Source organism: Tahibacter sp. (assembly GCF_035481375.1).
Classification (GTDB): domain Bacteria; phylum Pseudomonadota; class Gammaproteobacteria; order Xanthomonadales; family Rhodanobacteraceae; genus Tahibacter.
The window spans coordinates 16,880-35,339 of sequence record NZ_DATIGT010000091.1; the positions used below are offsets into that span (position 1 = coordinate 16,880).

The window sequence follows — 18,460 nt, forward strand, 5'->3', positions numbered from 1 at the left end:
AGACGTACGAATTCACACGTGCGCAGTGTGCATGAAACCTCGCACGGCGCCGGAAGGTCGGGCAGCGCGGAGGCGAACCGCCCGCTGCCGGTCTCGCGTCATTGGAACCCGCTGCGGAACACCTGGTCGTTGCTGCCGCCGTAGGCGAGCTGGAACGCGCCCTGCGCCGCGCTGTCGTAGCCGCGCACGACGACCGTGACGTTCTGGTTCGCGGCACTGCGCCAGCTGAGCTGCGTCTGCGCGCCGCAGGAGTCGTCGGCGGCGACGGTCGGAAACGCGCCGCGCACTTCGATCACGGTATCGAATGCGGCGAGGCCGCAGGTCGAGAACGTGTACAGGTAGCCCGCCTGCGCCGCGAGGCTGTAGCGCCAGTCGCCGCTCGGGCCGATGCGCCCGGTGCCGGTGTACTGCGTCGTCGCGGCCGGCGCCAGCGCGGTGATCGCGTTGTTGATCCTCACGGGCAGTTCATGCACGCCCCACGCGGCGTTGTTGCCGGTGTGCGCGTCGGTGCCGCCGCTCGCGGCAAGATAGACGACCGGGAAATACAGGCCGGTCGGCACCGAGCTGGCGACGAAATAGCTGCCGAGGTTCAGCAGCGAAATGCTGCCCGGAAACGGCGCGACCGTCGTCGTGTAGTTGCTGCGGCCGAGGTACACGAGGTTTTCGTAACGCATGCGCGCGGCGGTCAGGTACACGTCGACCGCCGGGTTGACGAGGTTCGTCGTGCCGAGGTTCTGCAGCGTGATCGCGCCGGTGAAACCGAGGTTCTGGCCGTGCGTATAGCTGGCGAACGTCGTGGCGCTCGGCGTGTAGGTCGCGTGGTTGCTCGTGCTGCTGTCGGTCGTGCGGTACATCGCGAGGCTGCCGTCGTGCTGCGCGATGCCCGGATACACGGCGCGGATCGCCGCCGTGTCGTCGCTGTGCAGCGCCGGGTCGCGCGCCCATTTCGGGCCATAGTTCATCGTCGAGGGCCAGAACACGTTCTGCGTTTCCCAGGGATGCTGCAGGCCCCAGGAGTGCCCGAGCTCGTGCAACAGCGACTGGCGGAAGCTCCACGGCGAAGACGCGTCTTCGGTGCCGAAGGCTTCGTCGAGCGTCCAGTCGTAGGCCGGATTCAATGCGATGTCGGATTCGACGATGGGACCGCTGCCGAACCAGCGCGAGTAGCAGATCGCGAGCGTCGTCGCGCCCCAGGGCGCGCCGAACTGGTTCTGCATGCTCGTGTCGTTCGGAAAACCCGCGAGGTCGTAGCGATCGTTGGTCCAGGCCCAGGTGCCGGTCGGGGTCTGCAGCACGCGGAAGATGTCGCCGTACTGGTTCCAGTGCGCCATCTGATGCTGGTCGTAGGGCGACCACGCCCAGGTGAGCGGCAGCTGGTTGAACGTGATCGTCGGCGCGGGCCAGCGCTGCACGAGATAGTGCGGCACGAACGGCGACGCGGACTCGACCAGGCCCGGCAGCGCCGCGTGCTGCAGCGCGCGGCTTTCCGGCGGAACGAACGCGGGCGCAGCGGCGGCGGGCCGATCCATCGGCAGCGCGACGGGCTGTTCCTCGGGACGCCAGACGCTCGCGGGGTAGTGCTTGCCGTGTGCGGCGGGCCGCAGCGCGGCGTCGTCGAGCACGGCGCTGCGCCGCACGCGCACGCGGAATTCGTCGAGGCGTTCGCCGCCGACGATGCGCTCGCCGGCCCCGTCGAGTTCGAGCGCACCGGCCGCGCCGTAGCGCACCGACGAGAACACGGGATTGTCCGCGGCGTTGAGGATCAGCAGATAGCGCGCGCCGGTGCGAAACAGCGGCAGGTCGCTGAGACGATGCGTCTCGTCGCCGACCGTGCCGCCGCCCTGGGTCAGCACGAACGCGGCGTCGAAGGTGCCGCGCAGCGCCTCGACGCGACGGAAGCGGTAGTCGGTGACGATCAGCGTGCGCTGCGGATTCCAGCGCGACTGCGCCGATTCCAGATCGGCCACGACGATGCGCGGCGCCGAAGCCAGCTCGTCGGCGGACTGCGGCGCGAGCTGGCTGGCGGTGGCGGTGGCGATGACGGTGAAAATGGTGCAGCAGGCGACAACCGCGCTGCAGACAATGCGGAAAACGGACCGTGCGGACATGCTCCCTCCCTATTCAGCTCCTGACGACGCTCGGGGCCGGACACGCCGCCCCGACGAGCCGGTCGCTTCGGCGTACCGGCACGCATAGGTGGCAGCGGCGTGCGAGTTCTCGCACGCGGTGGGACGTTTCTGTCAGCGCCGCATCGGGCGCATCGCGTCAGAATTTCGGAATGCGCAGCGTCTTGCTGATCATCAGCGAGCCCGACACGGCGTAGACCAGCACGAGCGGATGCAGGGTCCAGGGGCCGACGTCGACGGCGCCGAACCAGAGCGCGTCGCCGATCCGGCCCTGCCACGCGGCGACGGCGACGAGGACGACGAGCAGCAGGCTCGTCGGGATCGGCGTGCCTTCGAAATACTTGACCTTGCCCGACTCGTTCGAGGACAGCGCTTCGGCCGTGATGTTGTAGCGCGCGAGGCGGCTGACGCCGCAGCAGACGAAGTAGCCGAGGACGGCGCAGTCCCAGAAGCCGCGCATGCCCGCGGCATAGCCGATCGCCGCGGGCGCGACGCCGAAGGAGATCACGTCGGCGAGCGAATCGAGTTCGCGGCCGAGCGCGGACTGCTGCTGGCGCCAGCGTGCGATGCGCCCGTCGAGCACGTCGAACACGAACGCCGCCGGGATGAACGCGGCAGCGAGCAGCAGGCTCACGTTGCTGCCCGGCGCGATGCTCGCCATCGCCGCGAACACCGCGGCCATGCCGCAGGCGGCATTGGCCAGCGTGAACCAGTCGGCCAGATGAAAACCGCGAATCATGGAGAAGTGGTTTTTTTCACTCACGGCGAACTTCCTTGATCGGTCGGCGCCGGCGCCGCTGCCGCGTCCGGTTTCCGGCAGATGCTACAACGGACGCCGTGGGCTGGGGGTGATGGCAGGAGGCTCAGGGAACGAGCAGGCGACGCGGCTTCACCGGCAGACGCCCGCGCCAGTACTGGACGAGCAGCCATCCGCCGGCCATACCGCCGAGATGCGCGAAATGCGCCGTACCGGCCTGCGTGCCGGTGACGCCGTGGAGCACCGAGAGGCCGCCGAGCAGCAGTGCCAGCGTGCGCGCTTCGAGTTCGCCGGGCAGCGGGAGGAGCAGCACCTTTCGATCCGGATACAGCAATGCGGCGGCCGCGAGCACGCCGTAGATCGCGCCCGACGCGCCGACGGTCGCACCGATACCGTCGCCGAGCCCGAGCAGCAACTGGCACACGCCGGCGCTGACAAGACAGAACGCGTAATAGAACAGGAAATGGCCGCCGCCCATGCAGCGCTCGACCATCGGCCCGAACAGCAGAAGGCCGGTCAGGTTGATCGCGACGTGGCCGACGCCGCCGTGCAGGAATCCGTAGGTGATGAGCTGCAGCGGCTGGAACCCGGCGACGATCGTGCGTGCGCCGGCCATGCCGACGACGTGCTCGCCCGGCGGCCACAGCGCGAAATACAGCGCCATGCGATCGCCGAGCGCCCACTGCGCCGCGAACATGACCAGATTGGCGATGACCAGCCAGACGACGACCAGGGGTGGGCTCATGAGGCGCGCCGCGCTTGCGCGCAAGCGGAATCGTACGGAAAGTCGAAGCTTGTCCGGGCCGGTAGCTCTTGGCAAGCTCGCGACTTTCAGCAGGCTCACGATCCCATGCAAACCGATCAGTTGGACGGCCTCGAGCGCGCGCTGACCGCGACACCTGACAACCAGCCGCTGGCCGAGCTGTTGCTGGCCGCCTGCGCCGACGCGAACGATCATGCACGCGCGCGCCGCGTGCAGGACGCACTGTCCGCGCAACAGGTGCTCGCCCTGCCGCCGGAACTGCGCCTTCGGCTTTCCCGTCTCGCCGGACTGCACGGCGACAGCGAACGTGCGCTGCAACTCGCCGGCGACGACACGCCGGACGCCGCGCTCGCGCGCGCGCGCGCATTGCTCGCGTTGAATCGGCGTGACGACGCGGAGCGCGAATACCGCAGCGCAGTCGAGCGCAATCCGACGCTCGAGGACGAACGACTCGGTGCCGAGCTGCGCGGCAAGGTCGTCTCGCTCGACGCGGCACGCCGCTTCGGCGCGGAACGGACGATTGCGGCGGACGAGGTCGATCCGGATGACGTCGTGCGCCGCCTTGCTCCGGAAACCGAGCGCGTCACGTTTGCGGACGTCGGCGGCCTCGCGGAGGTCAAGCAGCAGATCCGGCGCCGCATCATCACGCCGTTTCAGAAACCCTCGCTGTTCGAACGCTTCCGGCGCAAGGCCGGCGGCGGCATTCTGCTGTACGGCCCGCCGGGCTGCGGCAAGACGCTGCTCGCACGCGCGACCGCCGGCGAATGCGGCGCGAAGTTTTTCAACGTCGCGATAAACGACGTGCTCGACATGTGGATGGGCGAATCCGAGCGCAAGCTGCACGCGCTGTTCGAGCATGCGCGGCGCAGCGCGCCGGCCGTCATGTTCTTCGACGAGATCGAGGCGCTCGGCGCCAAGCGCGAATATTCGCGCGAAGCGACCACGGCGAAACTCGTCAGCCAGTTCCTCGCGGAACTCGACGGCTTCGCGCAGAACAACCAGGGTGTGCTGATTCTCGGCGCGACCAACGTGCCCTGGGCCATCGATCCGGCGTTCCGGCGGCCCGGTCGCTTCGATCGCGTGCTGTTCGTGCCGCCGCCGGACCAGGCCGCGCGCGAGGAAATCCTGACCGCGCTGCTGCGCGACCGGCCGCTCGCCGGCGCGATCGACATCGCCGGGCTAGCGCGCACGACCTCGGCTTTTTCCGGTGCGGACCTGCGCCACCTCGTGGACAGCGCGGCCGACGAAGCGATCGACGCGAGCCTCGCGGCCGGCGACGAAGTGCCGCTGGCCACCGAACACCTGAAAGCCGCGCTCGCGCAGATCCGGCCGACGACGCTCGAGTGGCTCACGACGGCGCGCAACTACGCGCGCTACGCCAACGAGAGCGGGCAGTACGACGAGGTGCTTGAGTTCATCCGCAAGCACGGAAAGAACTGACATGGCGACCTACCACCTTCCCGACGAACCCCGTCCCGGCGCGCTGCAGTCGGCGGCGACCGATCCGATGTGGCCGTTCCTGAGCACGATGCTGATCGGGCCCTGGTTCGGTCTGGCCTGGTTCGTACTGAATGGGTTCGCACTCGGCAGTCCGACGCTCAAACGCGAAATCGCACTGATCGCACTGGCGCTCGGCGGAAAGGCGATCGCGCTGCTGACGATGTTCGCCGCGTTGGAGGCGGGCTGGATCGACAAGAGCGCACTGCCCTATCTCTACCTCGTTGCGGTCGCGGTCATGCTGTCGGCGACTTACGGCGTCTTCATGTTGCAGGCCCGCACGTTCGAGCTGTTCAGTCATTTCGGCGGCGAGAGCAAGAACGGCGTCGTGGTACTGATGCTCGGCATCGCGATCGTGCGGCCGACGGTCAGTCCGCTGCTCGGATCCGGCCTGCTCGGACTGGTGCTGCGATGAACGTCGACAATCCTTCTTCCCTGATCGCGCTCGCGCGGCAGCAGATGCTGCAGGGCAACCTCGACGGCGCGATTCACAGCCTCACGGGCGCGCTGAGCCTCGACGTGCAGAACGTGACCGCGCATGCGCTGCTCGCCCTGTGCCTTGTCGAGCGCCGCCGGCTCGCGGCCGCCGAACACGAAGCGCGCGCGGCGCTCGCGCTGGGGCCGCAAAGCGCGTTCGCGCACCTCGCGCTCGGCAAGGTGCATGTCGCGCGCCGCCGCCTGCGCGAAGCCGAGGCGAGTTTTCGCGAAGCCGCCGCTATCGACCCGGACAGCGACATGCCGTTCAACGCGCTCGGCGAGCTGTATCTGCACGAGCGGCGCATGCGCGAGGCGCGGGAGTGCATCGACGCGGCGATCGAACGCGATCCCGACGACACGTCCAATCATGCGCTGCTTGCGCTGTGGCATCTGAGCCAGAACGATCTGGCTCGCGCGGAAAGCCTTGCGCGAGAGGTGCTGGGCCGGTCGCCCGACGATCATGGCGCACTGAACGTGCTGGGCTGGACCGAGCTGCGCAGCGGCCGCATCGACAGCGCGTACGAGCACGCGGTCTGGGCCGTGCGCAACGCGCCGGACGACAAGAATGCGCTCGAACTGCTCTGCGCCGTCAAGGCGCGCCGCAGTCTGCTGCTCGGCCTCTGGTTTCGCTTCAACGCCTTCATCGCCGGCGGCAGCGGCACGCGGACCATCGCGCTGCTGATCGGCATGTACCTCGGCGTTCGCCTGCTGTCGCTCATGCTCGCCGACTTCGGCTACGAAGCCGCCGCGCAAATCGTCAGCTACGCGTGGATAGCGTTCTGCGTCTACAGCTGGGTCGCGCCGACGCTGTTCCAGCGCATGCTGCGCAAGGAACTCGAGCAAGTGCGACTGCGACCGGACTTCTGACGCCGTGCGAACGGACGATGGATTCGACGGCATTGCCGATGCAGTGCGGGAACACGGCTGGCAAGTGGTCCCGGCGTTCCTGTCGCCGGCGGCGGTTTCCGCCCTCGCCGCCGACTGCCGCGCCCGCGACGCCGCCGGCGAACTCGCCGCCGCCGCGACGGGTCGCGCGCAGGGTCGCGCGCTGTCGGAACTGCGCGGCGACCGCACGCGCTGGTTCGACGAGACCGCGCTTTCGCCCGCTCAACGGCTGTATTGGGATGCCATGCAGGCGTTGCGGCAGGCGCTGAACCGGCGATTGCTGCTCGGGCTCGAGACGCTCGAAGCGCACTACGCGCTCTACCCGCCCGGCACCGGCTATGCGCGCCACCGCGACCGCTTCCGCGACAGCGACGCGCGCGTGCTGTCGTCGGTGCTCTATCTCAACCGCGACTGGCGGCCCGATGACGGCGGCGCGCTGCGCCTGCACCTGCCCGACGGCCCGCACGACGTCGCGCCGCTCGGCGGCACGCTTGCGCTGTTTCTTTCCGCCGACGTCGAGCACGAAGTGCTGCCGGCGACACGCGAACGGATGAGCATCGCGGGTTGGTTTCGACGGCGGGAAGCTGCATAGGTTGCGGTGAGCCCACGGCGAACCGCAACCTTGGGGTTACGCGATTTCCTTGGCGAGGTCGCGACGCAGTACGCGCGGGAACAGCGTATACGGGTGGCGCACGCCTCGGGAAAACGGGGCCGCCAAGCCGGCCCCGTTGTTTTCACGAATCAACAACCGTCAATTTCTCGCCGGCGTGTTCTCGGCGAAGTATTCATGGCTGTCGGCGTTGTCGACGGCGCGCGAGGGGTTGCTCACGGCGAGGTTGTGCGCTGCGCTCTGGCCGTAGGCCCAGTCGTCGGTGCCGCCCATCACGTTGAAGTGGCTCACTTCGTGGACGATCGTGCCGGCGCGGGAATCGGTGCCGGTGTTCGGCGCCGACCAGAACGCGTTGCACAGATAGATGCGGTACGGCTGGTTCGGATAGACGTAGGCGTAGTAGTCGTCGGTGCAGCTGCAGTCGAACGTGAACGGCTGCGACGACAGCGCGCTGTGGATGTTGTTGAAGTGCGTGCGCACCGTCGAATAGCGCGAGCTGTTGTAGGTGCCGAACCACCAGGTGTAGCGGCTGCCCTGCGTGCCGGCCGTCAGATAGCTGCGCGAGTTGTTCGCATAGCTCGTCGCCGACGTGCGTGCGGTCGCGACCTGGTTCTTGCGCGTCGTGCTGCAGCCGACGAAGCTGTTGGTCGCGGCAAGAATGCCGACGCCGGCCTTCGGGGCTTCGTCGAGCGCATCGGGCGCGGCGTCGGCGAACACGGAAACGCTGCCGCCGTCGATGCGATCGAATTCGAGCACGCCGGCCTTCACGCCGCCGCGCGACGCTTCGTCCGCCGCGCGGACCACATCGCTCGCGCTGCGCACGTAACGCACCTCGTACTGGCCGCCCTTGCGCATGTCGTAGTACGCGGTCAGATCGACCTCGACGGTGATGTTCCGGCCCGGCGCGAGTTCGACGTAGTCCTTGTCGGTCGGCGCCGGACGCTTGACCATGCGACCGACGTAGGCGACCGGCTCGCCGTTGCGCGTGACGCGGAACATCGCATTGTCAACGCCGTCGATCGGCGTCTGCCAGCGCAGCACCTGCACCGATGCATCGGTGGCGTTGCTCAGGCTATAGACGATCTTGCCGCTGCCGAAATCCTTCTGCGCGGGCTGCGCGAGACGCAGCTCGAGTCCGGCGGCATTCGCCGCGGCCATTCCTCCCATCCCCAACACAAGCACGGCAAAACCTGCACACAGTTTCTGCATGACGTTTTCCTCGATGTGATCAGGCACCGCCCCCCGGCAGTGGGCGTCGCGAACGCAACGCCGTCCGCAAGCGTATGCTCTTGTTTCCCGCGCAGCAACGAATCGAAACATTGCAGTGCAGCACACGAATGCGCGCGCAAAAGCATACAAATTTGCTTTCTATGCTCTGTCGTCCCGTGATAGGAATGCCGAGTCCGTCAGTCGCGATTCCCTGAACGGACCTGCCCAGCCGGCGTGCGGACGATGCGCCGTCCCGGGCCCGAACTCGCATCGTCCTGGAGAGGGAGATATCGGGATGAGCATGGGCAAACGACTCGGTGCCGAGTTTCTCGGCACGTTCTGGCTGGTTCTCGGCGGCTGCGGCAGCGCCGTGCTGGCGGCCGCGGTGCCGACGCTCGGCATCGGCTTCGCGGGCGTGTCGCTCGCATTCGGCCTGACGGTACTGACGATGGCCTACGCCGTCGGTCATGTGTCCGGTGGACATTTCAATCCAGCGGTATCGCTCGGCCTCGTCGTCGGCGGACGGTTTCCGGCGAAGGAACTGCCCGGCTATATCGTCGCGCAGGTACTCGGCGCGATCGCGGCCGGCGCGATTCTCTATCTGATCGCGAGCGGCAAGGCCGGCTTCGACGTCACTGCGGGCTTCGCTTCGAACGGCTACGCCGAGCATTCGCCGGGCGGCTATTCCCTGGTCGCCGCGCTGGTCTGCGAAATCGTGCTGACCGCGTTCTTCCTGATCGTGATTCTCGGCGCCACCGACGCGCGCGCGCCGGCGGGTTTCGCGCCAATCGCGATCGGACTGTGCCTGACCCTGATCCACCTGATCAGCATTCCGGTCACGAACACGTCGGTGAATCCGGCGCGCAGCACCGGCGTGGCCGTGTTCGCCGGCGGCTGGGCCGTGCAGCAGCTCTGGCTGTTCTGGCTCGCGCCGCTGATCGGCGCGGCGATCGGGGCGGTGATCTACAAGATGGTGCTGGCGGATGAGCGGCGATAGGCACGTACGGCGGGAACATCACGGCGCGATGCAGGATAAGCAGGCGGCGGGAGTGAGCATCCCGATGTTGGGGTTCGCTGCGCACGCCGCCAATCTACGCCGGTTTGCCATCTTCGCCGCGCCCACCCGAACCGACGCGGGTTGCAACAAATGAAAAAGGCGGCTTTGGCCGCCTTTTTCATTTCATTGCATTGCGACCGATCAGCGCTTGGCGAACAGATGCTCGACGCCGGCGCGCTCTTCGCGCAGTTCCTTGTCGGTCGCGTCCATGCGGGCGCGCGAGAACTCGTTGACGGCAAGGCCCTGGACGATCGCGAACTTGCCGTCCTTGCAGGTGCAGGGATAACCGTAGATCACGCCCGGCGCGATGCCGTAGCTGCCGTCGGACGGGATGCCCATCGACACCCAGTCGCCTTCGGCGGTGCCGAGCGCCCAGTTGCGCATGTGGTCGATCGCGGCCGAGGCGGCGGATGCGGCCGAGGACGCGCCGCGCGCCTTGATGATGGCCGCGCCGCGCTGCTGCACGGTCGGGATGAAGGTGCCCTCGTACCAGGCCTGGTCGATCTGTTCGAGCGCGGCCTTGCCCTTGACGCTGGCATGGTGCACGTCGGGGTACTGCGTGGAGCTGTGGTTGCCCCAGATCGTGACGTTCTTGATGTCGGTGTTCAGCGCGCCGGTCTTCTCGGCAAGCTGGCTGATCGCACGATTGTGGTCGAGGCGGACCATCGCGGTGAAGCAGTTCGGATCGAGATCCGGTGCGTTCTGCTGGGCGATCAGCGCGTTCGTGTTGGCCGGGTTGCCGACGACGAGCACCTTGACGTCGCGCTTGGCGTGGTCGTTGATGGCCTTGCCCTGCGGCGCGAAGATCGCGCCGTTGGCTTCGAGCAGGTCCTTGCGCTCCATGCCCGGGCCGCGCGGACGCGCGCCGACGAGCAGCGCGTAGTCGACGTCCTTGAACGCGACGTTGACGTCGTCGGTCGCGACGATGCCGTGCAGGGTCGGGAACGCGCAGTCGTTGAGTTCCATCACGACGCCCTGCAGCGCGGGCAGCGCCGGCGTGATTTCGAGCAGGTGCAGGATGACCGGCTGATCCGGGCCCAGCATGTCGCCGGCGGCGATACGGAACAGCAGCGCGTAGCCGATCTGGCCGGCGGCACCGGTGACGGCAACTCGAACGGGGGCTTTCATGGGTAACTCCTGGCTCTGTGGCGGGCCCTGCCCGCCGGTCGGGGAAACGGGCGCGCCCGTTTCCAGGATGGGACAAATGGATTAAGCGTTCATTGCAGTCGCACGGAATGCCCGCGCGCGGACAGCAGTTCGTCGAGCCGTCCGGTGTTGTAGCCGTAGACGACGTCCTGGCCGATCACCGTGACCGGCACGCCGCGCCCGCCGAGCGCGACGAACGCGTCATGGCCCGCGCCGCCGTCCTCGACGTCCATTTCGGTGTAGGGAACCTCGGCCGCATCGAGCGCCGCCTTCAGTTTCCGGCAGTAGCCGCACCACTCGGCGCCGAGCATGACGATGCCGTTCTCGCCGGTCTGACGGCGCGGATCGGCTCGCTCGATCTCGCGTTTCTTCATCCAGACGAGACCGGCGAGCAGCACGACGCCGACGATCGCGAGCAGCTTGAGCGGGCTCAGAGTCATGCGGTCATTTCAGTTCGGCGAAGAACTCGGCGAAGCGCTTCAGACCGTCGGCGAGCTGCGCCGTCGGGCAGGTGTAGGAGATGCGCAGTCCTTTGGGTTCGCCGAACGCGGAACCCGGCACGCAGGCGACGCCCTTGGCCTGCAGCAACGCGTTGCAGAAATCGACATCGGTGTCGATGCGGACGCCGCCGTGGCTCTTGCCGAACGCGCAGGAGATGTCCGGGAACACGTAGAACGCGCCCTGCGGACGCGGGCACTTCACGCCCGGAATCGCGTCGAGCATCGCGAGCACCTGATCGCGCTTGCCCTGGAATTCGAGGTTCTTCTGCTGCGGCACGTCCTGCGGACCGGTCAGCGCCGCGACGGCCGCCGCGGTGACCATTTCCGGAATGTTCGTGATGTGGTTCGAGTTCATCGTGACCATGGCCTGGGCCACGATCTCGGGACCGGCAATGAAGCCGACGCGCCAGCCCGGCATGCCGTAGGTCTTGGAGATCGAATCGACATGGATCACGCGGTCGCGCAGTTCCGGACGCGCGTTGACGAAGTTGTGATAGCCGATGCCGTCGAACACCATGCGGTTGTAAATGTCGTCGCAGATGATCCAGACGTCCGGATGCTTCACGAGCACATCGGCCAGCGCGGCGATTTCTTCCCTGGTGTAGACCATGCCCGTCGGATTCGACGGGTTGTTGAACAGGAATACGTGGGTGCCCGGCAGCGCGGCGTCGAGCTGTGCCGGCGTGAGCTTGTAGTTCTGTTCGGCCGGACACGGCAGCAGCTTCGTCTTCGCGCCGATGATGTCGGCGATGTCGACGTAGGTGGTCCAGTAGGGCACGGCGAAGGCGATCGTGTCGCCGGGATTCAGCAGCGCTTCGGCGAGGTTGTACAGCACGTGCTTGGCGCCGATGCCGGTCGCGACGTTCTTGCGCGTGTAGCCGGTCAGGCCGGCTTCTTCGAGATGATGGAGGTAGGCGTCGAGCAGCGCGTCGGCGCCGCGGTTCGAGCCGTACTGGCCCGAGTCCTTGGCGAGCGCCTCGCGCACCGCCGCGTAAACGTGCTCGCCCGGCAGAAAGTTCGGGACGCCGATGGAGAAGCTGACGATGTCGCGGCCTTCGGCCTTGAGCTGCTTCGCCTTTTCGGCAACCGCCATGATGGCGCTGGGCTTTGCGCGTCCCATGCGCTCGGCTAACTTGAGCATGTGCGTTCTCGCGGAATCGGAGGAGAAAAATCGGCGCGAAATGCTAGCACAGTGCGTTGCAGCATCCGGCCCGACTTTTGGCCATAAGCGTGCCGGAGTACAGTGCACCCGCATCAAAAACCCTGACCACGGAGGACGAGCAAGATGATGTACTGGATCGGAATGTTCATTGCCGGACTGATTATCGGCGTCATCGCGAAACTGCTGATGCCGGGCAAGGACCCGGGCGGCTTTTTCGTGACGGGCTTTATCGGCATCGCCGGCATGTTCGTCGGCGGCTTTCTCAGCGGCATGATCTTCGGCACGTCGCCGACCGCGGGCTTCCAGCCGTCGGGCTACATCGGCGGCATCATCGGCGCCGTGATCCTGTTGTTCGTCTATCGCCTGGCGACGAAATCGCGCAGCTGACGGCCGGGCATCCAGGCCCGAAAAAAAGCGGGGCCGCAATGGCCCCGCCGTTTTTGCGTCACTTGGCCTTGAAACCGGCCGCGTCGAGCTTCGCATTCCAGTCGTCGACGCGCGCCTTCTGCGCGGTCAGCAGCGCCGAGGTATCGCCTTCGATGCGGATCGACCCGATCTTGTCGCCGCCGCGGATCGCGTCGACGATCTTCTGGTCGTCCGCGCCGATGACTTCGCCGAACACCGTATGTTTGCCGTCGAGCCAGTTGGTCGGCACGTGCGTGATGAAGAACTGGCTGCCGTTCGTTCCCGGACCCGCGTTGGCCATCGACAGGACGCCCGGCTTGTTGTGCTTGAGGTCCGGACGGCATTCGTCTTCGAACTTGTAGCCCGGACCGCCCATGCCGCTGCCGTGCGGGCAGCCGCCCTGGATCATGAAGTCCGGAATGACGCGGTGGAAGCTGAGATCGTCGTAGTAGCCGCGCTGTGCGAGATTGACGAAATTGGCCACGGTCACCGGCGCCTTGTCGGCATGCAGGCGCACCTTGATGGTGCCGCGGCCGGTGGCGATGTTGGCGATCAGTTCGTTGCTCATGCGGTTCTCCGGCTGTGCTCAGGTCACGATTGGGCTGCGGATGATAGCCCGGCGGTCCGCTGGACAGAATCGCGGGGTATGGAAGCAGCCCCATCGGCTACGATTCGCCTCCATCTGTCGCCCTCTCCGATTGCCCAAGGAAGATCCGCATGTCCCTGATCCGACGTTCCCTGCTCACGGCCGCCATCGTCGCCGGCATGGGCCTGACCGCCTGCCAGCGCGAAACGGCCGCGCCGGGCGCAGCACCGGCAGCCGCCGTCGCAAAACTCGACGAAGCCGCCACCGCGCGCGCCGCCGCGGCCATTGCCGCACCGGCGTGGCTGCGCGAGCGCCTGCCCGAGCATACCGTCGGCTACCTGCGCATTCCGTCGCCCTGGGGCCTGACGGCCGCACCGAACGGTCGCGCGCTCGACGCGGCGTTCGCGAGCGAGGCGCACACCAGGCTCATTGCCGACCTGCGCGCCGGCATCGCGAACGACCCGGTGCTGCAGCAGGCCGGCGCCGCGCCGGCGCTCGCGCTGCTGCTCGACGATCTGGCCGGTCCGGTCGAGCTGGCCGTCGTCGACGGCAGCGACATCATGAACCCGGCGAGCCATATGTTCGTGTCGGCACCGCTGAAGCTCGCCGACGTCGCGGCGCTGAACGCGCGGCTCGCGAGCCTCAAACTGCCGGCGCTGGCCCAGCCGCTGGATGCCGACGGCAAGGGCAAGCTGTCGAACAACGGCTTCGTACGCTTCGATGCCGCTACGAAACGCCTGTATGCGCTGTTCGGCATGGCCGCGTCGGCGCCGGCGCTCGACCTGCTGATCCAGCAGACCGCGCAGACGCGCGCGCATCCGATGCACGCGACCGAGAAGGACGTCGATGTGTCCGGCCAGGGCCTGTTCTACTGGATGAGCGTCAAGGGCGTGACCGGCATGGCCTCGGCGCAGATCGCGTCGGCCAAGCCCGGTACGGCGGTCCGCGACCTGCTCGACCGCGGCCAGAGCATCGCCGCAGGCTGGGGCACCGTGGGCACGCGCGGCCGGCTGCAGGTGCTGTACGCGGCGCCGGGCGCGCGACTGCTGAGCTATTTCGCGCCGCGCGATTTCAATGCGGCGCTGCGCACGGCCGGCCGTCCGGAGTGGGCGATGACGATGGCGCTGCCGAGCTCCGCGCAGATCGCGCAGATCGAGGCAAACCTCGATGCCGACTTCGGCCCGGGCACGCGCGACGCCTACGCGACGATGCGCAAGGCGATGCAGACCGCGGTCGGCGTCGATCCGATGGAACTGCTCGGCGCGCTCGGCGGCAATCTGGTCGCATTCGAAGACGAAGCCGGCGTCTACTCGGCCTTGCAGGTCAAGGACCGCGGCGCGCTGTACACGAAGCTCGACGAGTTCGCCGCGAAGCTCGGCTGGACGCGCGACACCGTGACGATCGGCAAGACCTCGATCCATCACCTGCACATGCCGAGCAAGGCCACGATGCCCGCACAAACCGGTGGTGCCGATGCCTGGCTCAAGATCTATTCGCGCATCGGCACGCACGCCTACTGGGTCGAGGACGGCGACTTCCTCGTGTTCGCCGACGTACCGCAGGCGCTGGCCGATCGCGCCGACGCGACGCTCGACAACGATCTCGGGCAGTGGCTGCGCGCGAATCAGTCCTATGACCCGAACACGACGCTGGTCGGCCTGACCGGCAAGACGCGCAACGCGCAGCGCAAGATCTACTACGCCTACCTCGCCGGCCTGCAGCATGCCGCCGATGCGCTGGGCCAGAAGATCGACCTCGCCGGCCTGCCGCATGCGGCCACGCTCGGACTGCCGGTCGAAGGCGCGACGGGTCTTGCGCTCGACGCGACGCCGGATCGCATCGGCCTGAGCCTGACCTACGAACAGAATCCGGCCGAGGTGCTGTTCGGCACGGGTGGCGTCGCAGCCGTCGCGACGGCGGGCATACTCGCCGCGATCGCCGTGCCGGCTTATCAGGACTACACCGCTCGCGCGCAGGTCAGTCAGGTCGTCGCCGACGCGGACAGCTACAAGGCCGCGATCGCCGCGTACTACGGCACCAAGCGCAAGCTGCCGGCCAGCGACGACGATCTCGATCTCGATCTCGGCGAATTCGGCGAGTCGATCAAATATCTCGAGAGCTGGTACGTCGACGACGGCGCGATCGTGCTGCACTTCGGCGACGAAGCGAACAAGGCGCTCAAGGATCAGACGCTCGTGCTGACGCCGTATCGGCTCGATGGCGAGCTCGTCTGGCAGTGCGGCAACGCCTCGGTCTCCGACGACGCCAAGCCGATCAGCGAAACCGCCGAGACGACGACGGTGTCTGAGAAGCTCCTGCCGGCAAGCTGCAAGCCCTGAGCGCGGCGCGGCTGGACGATGCGGGCGGCCGGAACGTTCCGGTTGCCCGATCGGCCCACCATGCATGCCGCCGCGGGAAGCCACGGTTGCCGGCGGCGACGTCGAAAGGTGCCGGCGGCCGGCATCGTCCCTGATCAACTCGCTGCTGCGGCGCCGCAAAAACCGTCGCAATCCGGGGTATAATCGGGCATCTCTTTCCCAACCAGAGTCCCTCCGGTCACCGGCGGGCGCATCGCCATGTCCATCGAAAAGCTGCGCAATATCGCCATCGTCGCTCACGTCGACCATGGCAAGACCACCCTCGTCGATCAGTTGCTCAAACAGTCCAACACCCTGGGCGAGCGTGCCGTACTGGCCGACCGCGCCATGGACAGCAACGATCTGGAAAAAGAACGCGGCATCACGATTCTCGCGAAGAACACCGCGATCCGCTGGAAGGACTACCGCATCAACATCGTCGACACGCCGGGACATGCGGATTTCGGCGGCGAAGTCGAACGCGTGCTGTCGATGGTCGACTCGGTGCTGGTGCTCGTCGACGCGTTCGACGGCCCGATGCCGCAGACGCGCTTCGTGACGCAGAAGGCATTCCAGATGGGCTTCAAGCCCATCGTCGTCATCAACAAGGTCGACCGCCCGGGCGCGCGTCCGGACTACGTGCTCAACGCGACCTTCGACCTGTTCGACCGCCTCGGCGCGACCGACGAGCAGCTCGACTTCCCGGTCGTCTATGCCTCGGGTCTGCAGGGCTATGCCGGCATGGACGATTCGGTCCGCGAAGGCAACATGGACCCGCTGTTCCAGGCCATCGTCGACAAGGTGCATTCGCCGCAGGTCGACCCGGACGGCCCGTTCCAGATGCGCATCAGCCAGCTCGACTACAACTCGTACGTCGGCGTCATCGGCATCGGCCGCATCCAGCGCGGCAAGATCAAGACGAACCAGAACGTCGTCGTCATCGACCGCGAAGGCAAGAAAAAGCAGGGCCGCGTGCTGCAGGTGCTCGGCTTCATGGGACTCGAGCGTCATGAAGTCGCCGAAGCCGAAGCCGGCGACATCGTCGCGATCAGCGGCATCGAAGGTCTCGGCATCTCCGACACGGTGTGCTCGCCGGACGGCGTCGAGGCGCTGCCCGCACTGACCGTCGACGAACCGACGATCAGCATGACGTTCCAGGTGAACAACTCGCCGTTCGCCGGCAAGAAGGAACACTCGGGCGGCAAGTTCCTGACGTCGCGCCAGCTGCGCGACCGCCTGACCCGCGAACTGCTGCACAACGTCGCACTGAAAGTGGAAGACACGGCCGAAGCGGAAAAATTCAAGGTTTCCGGACGCGGCGAACTGCACCTGTCGATCCTGATCGAAACCATGCGCCGCGAAGGCTACGAACTGGCCGTGTCGCGTCCGGAAGTCATCATCAAGGAAATCGACGGCCAGATGATGGAGCCGTACGAACAGCTCGTCGTCGACCTCGAAGAGCCCTACCAGGGCGGCGTCATGCAGCGCCTCGGCGAGCGCAAGGCGCAGCTCAAGAACATCGAACCCGACGGCCGCGGCCGCGTGCGCATGGAGTACCTGATTCCGGCGCGCGGTCTCATCGGCTTCCAGACCGAATTCCGCACGATCACCGCGGGCACGGGTCTGCTGTTCCATGTGTTCGATCACTACGGCCCGAAGGCCGACGGCGCCATCGCCGCGCGCCAGAACGGTGTGATGATCTCCAACGGCACGGGCCCGTCGCCGGCCTACGCGCAGTTCGCGATGCAGGAACGCGGCCGCCTGCTGATCGAAGCCGGCGAAGAAGTCTATGAAGGCCAGCTCGTCGGCATCCACGCCAAGGACAACGACCTCACCGTCAACGCCCTGCGTGCCAAGCAGCTCACGAACTTCCGTGCTTCGGGCAAGGACGACGCGCTGGCGCTGACGCCGCCGATCAAGATGTCGCTCGAACAGGCGCTGGAATTCATCGAAGACGACGAACTCGTCGAGGTGACGCCGCTCGCGATCCGCCTGCGCAAGAAGCACCTGACCGAAAACGACCGCAAGAAGCATTCGCGCGCGGCCTGAGGCCGGCGCGAACCCTCCTTCGCGCCGCCGCCCTCAGTGCGGCGGCGCGAACGGCATCAGGAACGCATCGCTGCGACCGTGCGATGCGAGCGGCCCGGTTCCGGGCTTCGCGACGAGTTCCTTCGTGAACGTGCCGGCGGCGACGAGCCGGCCGTGCCCGGCAGCTAGCGCATAGACCTGCTGCACGCCCTGCCCTGCGAACGTCTGTACTGCCGCGGGACGCAATGACTCGTCGAATCCGACCACGACGCCGTCGGCGCCGTCGGCATCGAGATCGCGTTCGCCCACATGCAGCTGCCCGTTGTAGCTGCCGGCTATCCAGAGGTGCCCTCCCGCATCGACAACCGCCGAAGCAACGTTGACGGCGCCGTTGCCGCTGACGCGCCCCTGCGCCTGCCAGCGCAGGTCGCGATCGAAGCGCAACAGCAACGCATCGGCGGCGCCGCGGCTCGTGAACGTCGTCGTGCGATCGCCGATCCGCAGTTCGCGCGCGCCGGCCAGCGTGCCGATGACGACGGCGCCGCGTTCGTCCGCGGCGAGCGCGGTGAGATTGTCCGGCTTGTCGCTGCCGATCGCGACGGCGCGCACGACGCGGCCATCGCCGTCGAGACGCAGCAGCAGCCCGTCGTCGCCGCCGCGCACGCCGAAGCGTTGCGAGCCTTGCATCGTCGCGACCTCGACGTCTGCCGAGAAACGCAGCAAAAGATAAAGATCTCCATTTGCAGACTGCGCCAGCGCGATGGGTTCGTCGCTGCCGCTGCCGCCGAACGTCGCTGTCCAGCGTACGCCTCCCGCAGCGTCCAGCCGCCGCACGTAGGTATCGGCGGCGCCGACCGCCGACAGGCGTTCGGCCGCTGCAGCGCCTGCACCGGCC

At 67.3% G+C, this 18,460-nt stretch carries 17 protein-coding genes; 8 read left to right on the forward strand and 9 right to left on the reverse strand.

The annotated features are described in order from the left end of the window. Positions 1-98: 98 nt before the first annotated feature. The 3 genes from VLF18_RS05295 to VLF18_RS05305 form a co-directional block, all read right to left on the reverse strand. A complete protein-coding gene (locus VLF18_RS05295) occupies positions 99-2,108 on the reverse strand; it encodes a matrixin family metalloprotease (protein ID WP_325278570.1) in 2,010 nt (669 codons plus the stop codon). A 157-nt stretch (positions 2,109-2,265) separates the two neighbouring features. Further along, on the reverse strand, positions 2,266-2,865 hold the full coding sequence (locus VLF18_RS05300) for a CDP-alcohol phosphatidyltransferase family protein (protein WP_325278586.1): 600 nt from the start codon (positions 2,863-2,865) through the stop codon (positions 2,266-2,268). A gap of 124 nt (positions 2,866-2,989) precedes the next feature. Further along, on the reverse strand, positions 2,990-3,628 hold the full coding sequence (locus tag VLF18_RS05305; protein ID WP_325278571.1) for a rhomboid family intramembrane serine protease: 639 nt from the start codon (positions 3,626-3,628) through the stop codon (positions 2,990-2,992). A gap of 105 nt (positions 3,629-3,733) precedes the next feature. Between VLF18_RS05305 and VLF18_RS05310 the strand changes: the two genes are divergently transcribed. Genes VLF18_RS05310 through VLF18_RS05325 form a run of 4 tightly spaced genes read left to right on the forward strand, consistent with a single transcriptional unit; the run spans position 3,734 to position 7,097 of the window. Beyond that, positions 3,734-5,086, forward strand: a complete 1,353-nt coding sequence (locus tag VLF18_RS05310; RefSeq protein ID WP_325278572.1) for an ATP-binding protein — start codon at positions 3,734-3,736, stop codon at positions 5,084-5,086. A gap of 1 nt (position 5,087) precedes the next feature. Continuing rightward, complete coding sequence (locus tag VLF18_RS05315; RefSeq protein WP_325278573.1) at positions 5,088-5,558, forward strand: hypothetical protein; 471 nt, start codon at positions 5,088-5,090, stop codon at positions 5,556-5,558. Further along, positions 5,555-6,487 carry a tetratricopeptide repeat protein gene (locus VLF18_RS05320; protein ID WP_325278574.1) on the forward strand — a complete coding sequence of 311 codons (933 nt, stop codon included), beginning with the start codon at positions 5,555-5,557 and terminating at the stop codon, positions 6,485-6,487. Before VLF18_RS05315 ends, VLF18_RS05320 begins: the two co-directional genes overlap by 4 nt. 4 nt (positions 6,488-6,491) lie before the next feature. Then, a complete protein-coding gene (locus tag VLF18_RS05325; protein ID WP_325278575.1) occupies positions 6,492-7,097 on the forward strand; it encodes a 2OG-Fe(II) oxygenase in 606 nt (201 codons plus the stop codon). A gap of 159 nt (positions 7,098-7,256) precedes the next feature. Here VLF18_RS05325 and VLF18_RS05330 read toward each other — a convergent pair whose 3' ends face one another. Next, a complete protein-coding gene (locus VLF18_RS05330) occupies positions 7,257-8,273 on the reverse strand; it encodes a M35 family metallo-endopeptidase (RefSeq protein ID WP_325278576.1) in 1,017 nt (338 codons plus the stop codon). Between the two features lie 346 nt (positions 8,274-8,619). Here VLF18_RS05330 and aqpZ point away from each other — a divergent pair, with 346 nt between their 5' ends. Beyond that, positions 8,620-9,321 carry an aquaporin Z gene (gene aqpZ, locus VLF18_RS05335; protein ID WP_325278577.1) on the forward strand — a complete coding sequence of 234 codons (702 nt, stop codon included), beginning with the start codon at positions 8,620-8,622 and terminating at the stop codon, positions 9,319-9,321. A gap of 201 nt (positions 9,322-9,522) precedes the next feature. Here the strand turns inward: aqpZ and VLF18_RS05340 are convergent, their stop codons facing one another. The 3 genes from VLF18_RS05340 to VLF18_RS05350 all read right to left on the reverse strand — a co-directional run bounded on the left by VLF18_RS05340 (position 9,523) and on the right by VLF18_RS05350 (position 12,168). After that, entirely contained in the window at positions 9,523-10,509 is a 987-nt protein-coding gene (locus VLF18_RS05340; RefSeq protein WP_325278578.1) for a malate dehydrogenase, read from the reverse strand. Between the two features lie 89 nt (positions 10,510-10,598). Next, on the reverse strand, positions 10,599-10,967 hold the full coding sequence (locus VLF18_RS05345; RefSeq protein WP_325278579.1) for a glutaredoxin family protein: 369 nt from the start codon (positions 10,965-10,967) through the stop codon (positions 10,599-10,601). 4 nt (positions 10,968-10,971) lie between these two features. After that, positions 10,972-12,168: a pyridoxal phosphate-dependent aminotransferase gene (locus VLF18_RS05350; protein WP_325278580.1), complete on the reverse strand. Its 1,197-nt coding sequence runs from the start codon at positions 12,166-12,168 to the stop codon at positions 10,972-10,974. A gap of 144 nt (positions 12,169-12,312) precedes the next feature. Here VLF18_RS05350 and VLF18_RS05355 point away from each other — a divergent pair, with 144 nt between their 5' ends. Next, entirely contained in the window at positions 12,313-12,576 is a 264-nt protein-coding gene (locus tag VLF18_RS05355; RefSeq protein WP_325278581.1) for a GlsB/YeaQ/YmgE family stress response membrane protein, read from the forward strand. A 58-nt stretch (positions 12,577-12,634) separates the two neighbouring features. Here the strand turns inward: VLF18_RS05355 and VLF18_RS05360 are convergent, their stop codons facing one another. After that, a complete protein-coding gene (locus tag VLF18_RS05360) occupies positions 12,635-13,162 on the reverse strand; it encodes a peptidylprolyl isomerase (RefSeq protein WP_325278582.1) in 528 nt (175 codons plus the stop codon). 149 nt (positions 13,163-13,311) lie between these two features. Here VLF18_RS05360 and VLF18_RS05365 point away from each other — a divergent pair, with 149 nt between their 5' ends. Continuing rightward, the gene (locus VLF18_RS05365) at positions 13,312-15,519 is read left to right on the forward strand and encodes a pilin (protein WP_325278583.1); all 2,208 of its coding nucleotides are present in this window, start codon (positions 13,312-13,314) and stop codon (positions 15,517-15,519) included. Positions 15,520-15,756: 237 nt separating this feature from the next. Further along, entirely contained in the window at positions 15,757-17,586 is a 1,830-nt protein-coding gene (gene typA, locus VLF18_RS05370; protein WP_325278584.1) for a translational GTPase TypA, read from the forward strand. 33 nt (positions 17,587-17,619) lie between these two features. On the opposite strand, the gene VLF18_RS05375 is transcribed toward typA, so the two are convergent. After that, positions 17,620-18,460 (reverse strand): hypothetical protein (locus VLF18_RS05375; protein WP_325278585.1); only part of this gene is annotated, 841 nt, incomplete at its 5' end.